8 protein-coding genes are annotated in these 9,117 nt (G+C 57.4%); all 8 read right to left on the reverse strand.

Features of this window, described 5'->3' with window-relative positions; genetic code table 11:
- Nucleotides 1–8: 8 nt before the first annotated feature.
- Nucleotides 9–761 (reverse strand): hypothetical protein, encoded by a 753-nt coding sequence (locus tag KIH45_RS16630; protein ID WP_213177120.1) that lies wholly within the window; start codon nt 759–761, stop codon nt 9–11.
- Nucleotides 754–900, reverse strand: a complete 147-nt coding sequence (locus KIH45_RS16635; RefSeq protein WP_213177121.1) for a hypothetical protein — start codon at nt 898–900, stop codon at nt 754–756. Before KIH45_RS16635 ends, KIH45_RS16630 begins: the two co-directional genes overlap by 8 nt.
- A gap of 117 nt (nt 901–1,017) precedes the next feature.
- The gene (locus KIH45_RS16640; RefSeq protein ID WP_213177122.1) at nt 1,018–1,701 is read right to left on the reverse strand and encodes a hypothetical protein; all 684 of its coding nucleotides are present in this window, start codon (nt 1,699–1,701) and stop codon (nt 1,018–1,020) included.
- Nucleotides 1,698–1,892, reverse strand: coding sequence for a hypothetical protein (locus KIH45_RS16645; protein ID WP_213177123.1), 195 nt, complete (start codon nt 1,890–1,892; stop codon nt 1,698–1,700). The genes KIH45_RS16640 and KIH45_RS16645 overlap by 4 nt, the downstream gene beginning before the upstream one ends.
- 1,203 nt (nt 1,893–3,095) lie before the next feature.
- Nucleotides 3,096–4,334: a replication initiator protein A gene (locus KIH45_RS16650; RefSeq protein ID WP_213177124.1), complete on the reverse strand. Its 1,239-nt coding sequence runs from the start codon at nt 4,332–4,334 to the stop codon at nt 3,096–3,098.
- 1,634 nt (nt 4,335–5,968) lie between these two features.
- Nucleotides 5,969–7,066 (reverse strand): ParB/RepB/Spo0J family partition protein, encoded by a 1,098-nt coding sequence (locus KIH45_RS16655; RefSeq protein WP_213177125.1) that lies wholly within the window; start codon nt 7,064–7,066, stop codon nt 5,969–5,971.
- Nucleotides 7,063–8,241, reverse strand: a complete 1,179-nt coding sequence (locus tag KIH45_RS16660; RefSeq protein ID WP_213177131.1) for an AAA family ATPase — start codon at nt 8,239–8,241, stop codon at nt 7,063–7,065. Before KIH45_RS16660 ends, KIH45_RS16655 begins: the two co-directional genes overlap by 4 nt.
- A gap of 290 nt (nt 8,242–8,531) precedes the next feature.
- A complete protein-coding gene (locus KIH45_RS16665; RefSeq protein WP_213177126.1) occupies nt 8,532–9,014 on the reverse strand; it encodes a hypothetical protein in 483 nt (160 codons plus the stop codon).
- Nucleotides 9,015–9,117: the final 103 nt, after the last annotated feature.

Genomic DNA, 9,117 nt, shown 5'->3' on the forward strand with positions numbered 1-9,117 from the left:
TGAACGGGTTAGCCTCTGACCTGCACAGGGTTGCTCCGCAACCTGAAGATCGAAGTTGTGCCGGCCTCGGTGACGCTCTCGATGATCGCGTCGTCAAAGGCCCCTCCCCTTGCCTGCTGATCGAAGAGGCGGGATGCGGGCGTGCCGATGAAGCTGGTTCTCATTGTTTCGGTCATGGGCATCTGGCGCACGACGATATCGCGGTCTCGAAGATGAGCCGGCCCGAACCTGATTTCGACGATCACGGTCCGGTCTCTGAGCTTCACGCCCATTGTGTCCGAAACCGGATGGTATCTGGAGCCCTCGAGCATGTTCTGCGGTCCGTAGCGGTCAGCCAGGACCGACTGGAGTTTCGCCTCAAAGGCCGGGCCCCACTCGTGCTCGAGTGCTGCTCTGGCCCAGGTTTCGATCGTGAGGCCAGTAAGGTCGCCGGGTAGCTTCACCGGTCCGTGAGCACGGAATGCTCTGAGGTGGTTGGCAAGATCCGCCAGGTCCAGTTTCGATCTCTTGGGCGGATACGTGATCCAGCCGTAGTCTGCGGTTCCGACGAAATAGTGGTGATTTGAATACCAGCGGCCGCGGACCTCGCCATCGTGGCGGCGCGGCTTGAGGCCCAGATCGTCGAAAATGGCTTCGGCCAGATCGACGAGACTGTCGCGGGACTGAGGGTCGAAGGCCATGCCCTTCTCTGCGGCATAGTCGCTTAGCAACTCGAGGCGTGTCTTCGTCTTCGGGGTAAGCTGCGCGGGATTGTCAGGCATGAATTCGCTCCTCCCACGCAAGGATGATTTCCGGCGCCAAGGCATCGGTGCTGATGGTGATCTTGCTTGAAGACGGTTGGATGTCGGTGATTTTCAGGTCGAGCGATCCGAGAAAGGGCACCTCGATCAGTGAAGACAACGGCTGACCTATCGACTGCAGGAGGACGCTCTCGGGCAACTGCCGGTTCTTGAGAACGATCTTGCCGTCCTTCAGGCGAAAGCCCTCCCCTTCGAATGATGCGACTAGGAGATCTTCTTACCATTCGAGGTCCCAGGACTTCGCCCGCATCCCATCGCCGGAGAGAAAGCGAACCTTCGTGCTCTCGCTCGTTTGATGGGCGGTCGACGCATAGGCTTTGAGAAGATGGCTCATCCTGCCTATTTCACCACGCGCGATCTCGCGCTTTGCGATGACAGAGGTGCCGCCAGCAGATCCTTCGAGCCTCCCGTACCGAGAAGCGAGGATGGTCAAAAGCGCGGCTGAAATCCGGTCGATGCCGAAAAATCGTATTCCTTCACTTTTCGCGAGATCAGCTTCTCGCCAGATCATGTGCCGGAGCATGAAACGGGCTTCCCTCGTCGCAGGATGGTCGTCGACTAGGCCTGCTTCAATGAGGTCGAACCGGCGTTCCCACATCACCTGGTTGGCCAGCCCGTCGTCTGACACGGCGAATGGCATATCCATCAGACCTTGTGACAGGTCTGCGTGTCGGCAGAGGTAGAGGTAGACGCTGTTGTTCGACTTGGTTGGCTCCCGGAGCCAAAACCCCAGCTCGGCGCTTTCTTCGATGAGGCGAACGCCCTTCTCGTTTGGCGTTTCATCCAGACCGATTTCGAAGCGGTCGCGCATGGTCAGCGCCCACTGGGCATAACGCTTCCGGTTTCGCTGCCAGATGAGATCGCGATCGAAATACTGTGGGGCGGTGAGAACGTCGCTCACAGGACGAGCCGAGCACCGAGGCGCTCGAGCTCTTCTCGTGCGGCTTCGATCTCGGGGTGCGCGCTGTTCTGGATCGCTAGGTTTCGGCCCAGCCAATGGATGTCTGCCTGGGTGGCCACGGCTTTCCGGGCGACAGGCACGTTCATGGTTTCGAGCAGGCTCTGCAGCCTGCCCGTGTCATTGGTCGACATGACTTACCTCGTTGATTGAAGGTGGCTCTTACGGTTGCCGGCGAGCGAGTGAACGTCGCCGTCAGTGACAGCCCTTTTCCGTTCGCGGACTGCCTTCACGCAGTCTGGCGTCCTTGATTGCTACGACTGTTCTTCGGACTGCATCTGTTGAGCAGATCGAGATTTCGTCAAACACCCCCACTGCCAAGCCAATGGCGCGGGGGTCCAGCACGTCCGAAGGTACGGGGTATAGAGCGGAGTTTACCTCCCCTTCCCTTCCCCTCATCCAAGTCTCTTGAAAAATTCAAACCCAGTTAGAAACCGTTAAACGGGTTAGAAGAAAGGAAGTTAAAGGTTACCGCCTGTGCAAATCTCCGGAGTCAGAAGGAATCCCACGATTCGCGTGAATGCCGGTGTCCGCGAAAACACGACCTTTTGTCCGTGAAAGCACGACCGAAGCGTCCGTGAAAACACGATCATTTGTCCGCGATGTCACGACAAAGTGTCCGTGAAAGCACGATAGGCGTCCGTGAAAACACGACATCTGCAGAGCCGCCCGAATTTCTAAGGTGCGAAGGCATATTTCGCTGATCGCAGATTGGAATATTGGCGATCACGTTCTTGATACGTTCTTCTCCGCTAGTTCGATCAGTGCTGTGGGGAGTGCCTCGCAATTCATTCGTGCTATCGCGGACATTTTCAAGAAAACCGCAGTTTTCCATGTACTTGAAGCGGTGAGCTTTCCGCCATTTTTCGCCGGAAGCCGGGTCTATATACGGACTGGCTGCCGTTTCGCACTGGTTTCACGCGTGGAATCGTCCACGGAACTGCTGAAGCCTCGCCCTCATACAGTCGTGTTTTCGCGGACATTTGCGATGAAAAGCTCCGGTTTATAGAGGGTTATGCCGCGATCTGAATTGCTAGAGCGCCAGTTCCACGCGTGGAATCGCCGTTATACCGATCGTGCCGAGGTCGTGTTTCCGCGGACATTCCGCAAAGTCAGGCGGATCAGTCCGACACTTCAGCGATCCGAGGGAGGGTGTTTTGGGTCGTGTTTTCACGGACGCCCTTTTGGTCAGCGCGCGATTCCACGCGTGGAATCGGCGTCCGATCTGAGGCGACGCCTCGTGACAGGCTCGAGGAGCCAGCGTCATCAGGACTAGGGAAGTAGGTCGTTTAGCCTCAGTTCCACGCGTGGAATCGGGATAGCAAGTCTACTCGATCTCAGGAACGTCCAGGCAGGTTATGCCCTTCCCGTTCGTCGTGACGCTTCACGAAGCCGATGAACGCCGACTGGTAGTTCGCCGGAACGCGGCTCGGGTCTTCTGCAATCCATCGATCGAACGAGTCTTGCAGCGCATAGATATCCCAGCCCGGGAAGTTGTTGCGGACGTACTCGATTGTCTCTGGCGTCAGATGGCCGTGGTCGGCCTTATTGGCCATGACGCTGGTCATGCGGCTTATGAGCGACTTGGCGGTACGGGGATCACTCATGTCCTCGTGTGCGCTGGCGCTATGGTCTGGAGCCGGCTTGGAGGCGACAGGCAGCTTGACGACGCGGCCCTGCGAGCTTGGCTTTCCGTTGCCATCTGATGCGTCCGATTCCACGCGTGGAATCTCCGGCGCTTCATTTGGGGCCGATCCGGTGTCGGTCTGATCGCCGAGATAGACCATGCGGATCTTCGGGTTCTTGCTGGGCCCGACCGCCTCAAGACTGATACCGGGAAGGTCGTTCGCTTCGACGACCTTCATGAGGTCGAACTTGAACTTGCGAAGCGGGCGAGAGCTGCCGGACTTCTCGTGGAGTGTGCGCAGGCCGATCTCAAAGCCACGCTCGCCGTGATTACCCGCATGCTTACGAGCAACGCGATAGAGCCACCGCTCGAGGCCACCCTTCAGCTTGAAATAGCGCGGGTCGATCTTAAGGAGGCTCGTGTCCTTATGGATTGCCTCATAAAACCAGTTCGACATCTCCAAGGTGACGCCCTGGACGATCTCGTTCTCGTCGACGACATGGTTCCAGCCATCGAGCCAGCTGAATGTTGCTTCGCGTCGGCCGTTGGCCCTGATGTTCGTTTTGACCGTCGTTGCGACAAGGCGGTCCATGCCCTGTGCAAGACGCTCATACTCTCGGCCGCTCTTGCCCCTGCCAATTGCAGTCAGGAGGTTTAGAGGCCGGATAGTAATCTTGCGGGGGATGTCGTTCTTGCCCCGACGACGCATCTCACAAACGACGGATGCCAGATAGATCAGGATATCCGCGTCCCAGATCGTGGCGAGCCCGTACATGGGGTCGGCACTGATCTTCACGTGGACCTTCTTGTCCGGCGAGAGATAGTCGATCGGATCTTTGCGGTTCTTGTTGATCGCGAAGAAGGGGCGCTCCATCAGCTCGTGCTGATCGCGGAAACCAAAGTCACCCAAGAATGAGAAGAGGAAGTTGAGGTCGTCGAGCCCGTCCACAGTATCGACCTGTGAGGCTTCCACTCCCTTGCCACCTTCCACTGACTTCAGTCCCATCGTTGCCCCCGCGGTACGATTCGCCGCTTTGAATAATCAGGCCTGGCGTTAACCAGAGTCGAATCTATGCCGGAACTTATGCCCAGCTAACCGGTTTTACGGATGAAGCTGCGCCCCGCCTTAATGTGAAACGAAGATCACAAGAAGCGCGGCTTTCTGCGATTCATGCCATCAACGCTCATACTTATAGGTTGACATTCCCGTATCTGCAAACTGCGATTTTTAGGATGGTATTAACGGTGCGTAGCTGGCGGGATGAAGGGTCATTGGAATGGCTCTTCCTGGAGGTTGTTCGGGGCGCCGATCAGTCTTTATTCCGAAGCTAGTCAGGCCCCTGCTCTCCATTCCCTCCGTCCACGATTCCACGCGTGGAATTGCTATTGAGCCCATGCCGTCGATCTGATCTCTAAAAAGCGGTCCGCTGATTCCACGCGTGGAATCACTTTAGCCATCAGCCCTCCTCGGCATCGAGTTTCAGATATGAATTCGCCGCTGGCCGCTGGCCGCTGGCCGCTGCCTGCTGGCACGACTAATCCTCAGCGGCGTTCCATCCGAGCTCTGCGTTCCGGCGAAGCGCGAGATGAAGAATGCTAACGCCATGTTCGATCGGTTGCTTCCGATTCCACGCGTGGAATCGCACCCTGAGCGGTTCGGCCTGGCGTCCGGCTTATGAGACAGGCGGGGCCATCTCCGCTGAAGGCCAGTCCATTCCTTGCGTAGCGATCCAGCTGTCGTTTGACATCTAGGCCCCCGTGATAAGGCGATCTGGCGAAGCGATTCCACGCGTGGAATCAGCGTTACCCAACTGGCTCGCGCATCAAGCTTGCGCTGCGAAATGTCTGCACTGCCAGACGAGAAGAATTTGGTTCTGTGTATTCTGATTCCACACGTGGAATCGGGGGAATGGATGTTGGGCAAGAATGCTTTGTCGTCGAAATCGATGAGCTCGTTGGGTGGTGAAGAAGTCAGACTGCTAATCTTATGCGTGAGCTCTGAACAACTGTGCCGAGGCCCATTCAAGGCACCGATCGCCATGAGCGTGTAGGACTGATTCCACGCGTGGAATCGCACCATCTTTCATTCGAAGTTGGAGGCGTGATTGTCTGGCCGATCATAATCGGAAGTTCGTTTGGCCTTTGTGGCGAGATGGCCAGGTGAGGTCCAGCTAGTCGTTCCTCTTTGCAGAATGATCGGGTCTTTGACTGGTGTGCGCGTGCCATGATTCCACGCGTGGAACTGAATCTGCTTGCTCCATCAGCAATGCTTCGTTGGCACCGGTTCAGACCCGGACCTCGAGGTGAAGACGTGCGTGCTTGATCCGTGGCCAGCACATGCAGAACAGTGGTGCGATGCCTCTGCGTAGATTCCTGTGTGAAGGCCGGCACGTTCTTGGTCACACCGATTCCACGCGTGGAATCGAGTATGCTGAGCCGTGGTATTCTTGAAAGATGGTGCTGGCTGGATCGTGGGGACGCTCATTGGAGAAAGGATTAGGGAAGGGAAGGGGAGACCAAAAGGAAAGGCCGACAATCAGAGATTGCCGGCCTCACTTGCGAACAGAACAAAAGGAGAACGTATTAGTTCAGCATCCCGTGGTCTTTCATGATCTCCCGAACGCTTTTGACGATCTCTTCCTCGCCAGCGCCGGAGTTAGAGTGGATCTTCAGCATCAGGCCGCCCTTGGTCGCCGTCTTGACCTCGAGCATCGGTTTGCCTGCGCTCGATTTGATGTGAAGGGTGGCCTTGGGTTCGGTTGAGCGTGCCGGGGGCGAAGAGCCGTCATTGAGGGCCGCCTCGATCCGCTTCAATACGACAGCGGTCTCGTAACGCGCTCCGTTCCCGACCTCGTCCCGGATAGCCTGTGCGGCGCTTAGCGCCTGTGGCTTCCGTTCGTGTCCGTCGAGGAGCTTTGCCAGCGAATAGGCCTCGCGGATGCTGAGATCGGAGAGGTTGGGTATTACGTCAGTGATCTCGGAGGGGATCGTGGCGATAGTCATGAAGCGCGACATGCTGGCAGTGCCCATGCCGAGCTTTTCGGCGAGAATGTCCTGGCGGCCGTTATAATGGGCCTTCAGGGCGTCTGCGTAGCTTCTGGCGCGCTCGATCGCGGAGACATCGGACCTGTTGCGGTTCTCCTCGTCTGCGAGCCTGAAAGCAGTCTCATCGTCTACAACGAAGATCTGAAGCTTGAACTTGAATGACGGGTAGCCATTCGCCTTCAGCCACTTCGCCGCGAAAAGTCTGCGCGATCCATAGATGATCTCATAGCGTTCGCCATTGCGACGTGCAGCAGCAGGGATGAGTTGCCCCTGCGCTCGCATGGATTCGATGAGATCTTGCAGCTTCTCGGGGTTAAGCTGGTTCTGGTAGCGCGGATTGCCTTCCCAGACGTCGACGAGGTCCGGATCAACGGCCTTCTCGACGATCTGGGTAACTTCGCCGCTGCGAACCTTGTCGAGCGCTGTGCCGCCATTGCCCATCAAGGACAGGGCGCGTGGCGGGCGTTTTCCTTCTCCGCTTTCACCTTGGCCTTCGTCTTGCCTTGTCGGGCCGCGGCTCAGACCAGCGGTAAACGACGGTGCCTTTCGAGCGGGCTGGCTCGGGGCAGGGGAGGGGGCATCCGAAAGGTCGGGCAGATCATCGAAGATGTCGGAGCTCTTGGGTGATTTTGTCATGCCAGTGCAGGCCTCACGATCTGCTCGATGGGAATGTTGTTCCAGTTCTCGATCAGGCGCTGCTCAACCTCGGCGAACGCTTCGTCGAGGTTCTCCTTGCAGCGCTTATAGGTTCGGGTCGCGCCGATCGGCTTGTTGAGCTCATACACACTCTTCCATCGGGAAAAGGCGTGGCTGATCTCGGCTGATTCCAGGACCGGTGTCTTGACGAGGCTGCTGCCGAAGCTGCTGCGAAGCACCTTGGTGAGCATGCCCTCCTGCGACTTGTCGTTGCTGTTGAACTTCGAGCAGATGACGGAGAGGAAGTTCATTTCCATTCCGACGCCGGCGCTTGCGAGATCTTCGTTGATCGCACCAAGCATATCGAGAAACTTCGAAGTCGATGCGAAGTCAGGCATGGTTGCGGCCAGCGGAATAAGCATGGAGTTGGCCGAGCGCATGATCGCAAGGCTCAAGGTGCCGAGGGCAGGGGGCGGATCGAGCAGCACGATGTCGTAGTTCTGTGCGATATCCTCTACGCCGCGCTTAAGCTGGGAAAGGCGCTCTGCCAGAATACTGCCACCTGAGCCTGAAGTAGCCGCGAGTTCGTATTCAGCGTCGTACAGAGCCTGCATGGAAGGGATCAGGTCGATGTTTGGCCAGCTGGTCCCCTGGACTGCATAATCGAGGGTCGTCTGCGTCCTGTCGATCGCCAAAAACGGGTAGAGCGTCTCGTCCTGTCGGACGAAGAGGTGCGGATCGAGACCGAAACACGTGGTCGTGGTGGCCTGGCTGTCACAGTCGACCACGAGGACGCGGTAGCCCTTCAGGCCGAAGTAATGGGCCAGATGCACGGTGATGGTGGACTTGCCGACGCCGCCTTTGAAATTCTGGACTGCCAGAATTGCCGGAGGGGCATCAGCTGGGCGCTCGGGATAGAGATTGAGGGCTTCACGCATGTTCCAAAGGTCCATGACCGTGTAGCCGAGGCGCTTGTTGTTGCCGCCCATCTCGGCCGGGGGCAGGCGCCCGTCCGTCTCGGCGTCGCGAATACGCGCCGTGGAGCATCCGAGCAGCTTTGCAGCCTCTTCGATCCCTATCCGCACATCGAGGCGCTTTTGGGTGTCGGGGCGCAGCGCATTGTTGCGAAGATGATCGAGGATCTTCTGCGAGCGGCCAGCCATCTCGACGATCATGGTGCTGGTTGCCTGCTCTGCAGGCGATAGATTAGTGTCGGCTTCGCTCACTTCTGGCTCCATCATTCTAAGGTCCAAAGCGGATATATGGCGCTCGCACCTTACTTGGTAGTTTTGACGCAAGAAAAGACGCCGCACGTTAAAGTGCGGGTCTGTGGAAAAATTTGTCAAAGGTCCTGAGATTGATATCCCCAGCGACGTAGGGCTGGAAAAATCGTGACATTGGACATGAAAAACCCCCGACCAGATGTCTGGCCGAGGGCTAAATGGGGTGCGGCTTTTGGGGGTGTTTACGCGCGCGAGCAGTTGTCGATGACGACCTTTGCGTTGTTCGGCACGCCGTAGCCACTGTAACAATATTCGTAGGCTCCGCCTTCATCGACGATAAGGCGCATGTCCTTGTTGCCGCACACGCTCTTCAGAAGCGATGCGTTCATAATGCCCATGTCGAGGTAACCGATCGGTTCCGTGATCTCCATGTGATAGATCACGGTCACGTCGCGGGTCGTCACGCTCACGAGACGGGTTATGTCATCGACGGTCTGAGGGGTGTTCTTGTTGACCTCTTCGGCCGAAATTCTTTGCAGTTCGGCCATGTCCTCGCGCTTCGTACCGGTAACGATGTTCTCTTCGCGCAGCTGCTGATAGGTCGGATACCACATATCCTCGCTTGGCGTTGCCATGGCGCGGTCGACGAAGGTTCTGGAGAGACCGGCTTTGCGCATAAGGGCCCGTTCCTTGTCGAAATCATCATCCAGGTCTCGCTCGGGCATCATGTCGTTTGACGGAGAATGAAACCCTAGGCTCAGGACTCGTTGATCACAGCCAGAAGAGCACTGTTGCGGCCAGAGTGAGTGCGGAAAAGAAGACGGTTGG

The sequence above is a fragment of the Croceicoccus gelatinilyticus genome (assembly GCF_018398395.1).
In the GTDB taxonomy this organism is placed as follows: domain Bacteria; phylum Pseudomonadota; class Alphaproteobacteria; order Sphingomonadales; family Sphingomonadaceae; genus Croceicoccus; species Croceicoccus gelatinilyticus.

Bases quoted from the DNA above. Each gene is read 5' to 3' on its own strand.
- KIH45_RS16630 (WP_213177120.1), bottom strand. From the start codon at position 761: ATGCCTGACAATCCCGCGCAGCTTACCCCGAAGACGAAGACACGCCTC.
- KIH45_RS16660 (WP_213177131.1), bottom strand. From the start codon at position 8,241: ATGATCGTCGAGATGGCTGGCCGCTCGCAGAAGATCCTCGATCATCTT.
- KIH45_RS16645 (WP_213177123.1), bottom strand. From the start codon at position 1,892: ATGTCGACCAATGACACGGGCAGGCTGCAGAGCCTGCTCGAAACCATG.
- KIH45_RS16655 (WP_213177125.1), bottom strand. From the start codon at position 7,066: ATGACAAAATCACCCAAGAGCTCCGACATCTTCGATGATCTGCCCGAC.
- KIH45_RS16665 (WP_213177126.1), bottom strand. From the start codon at position 9,014: ATGCCCGAGCGAGACCTGGATGATGATTTCGACAAGGAACGGGCCCTT.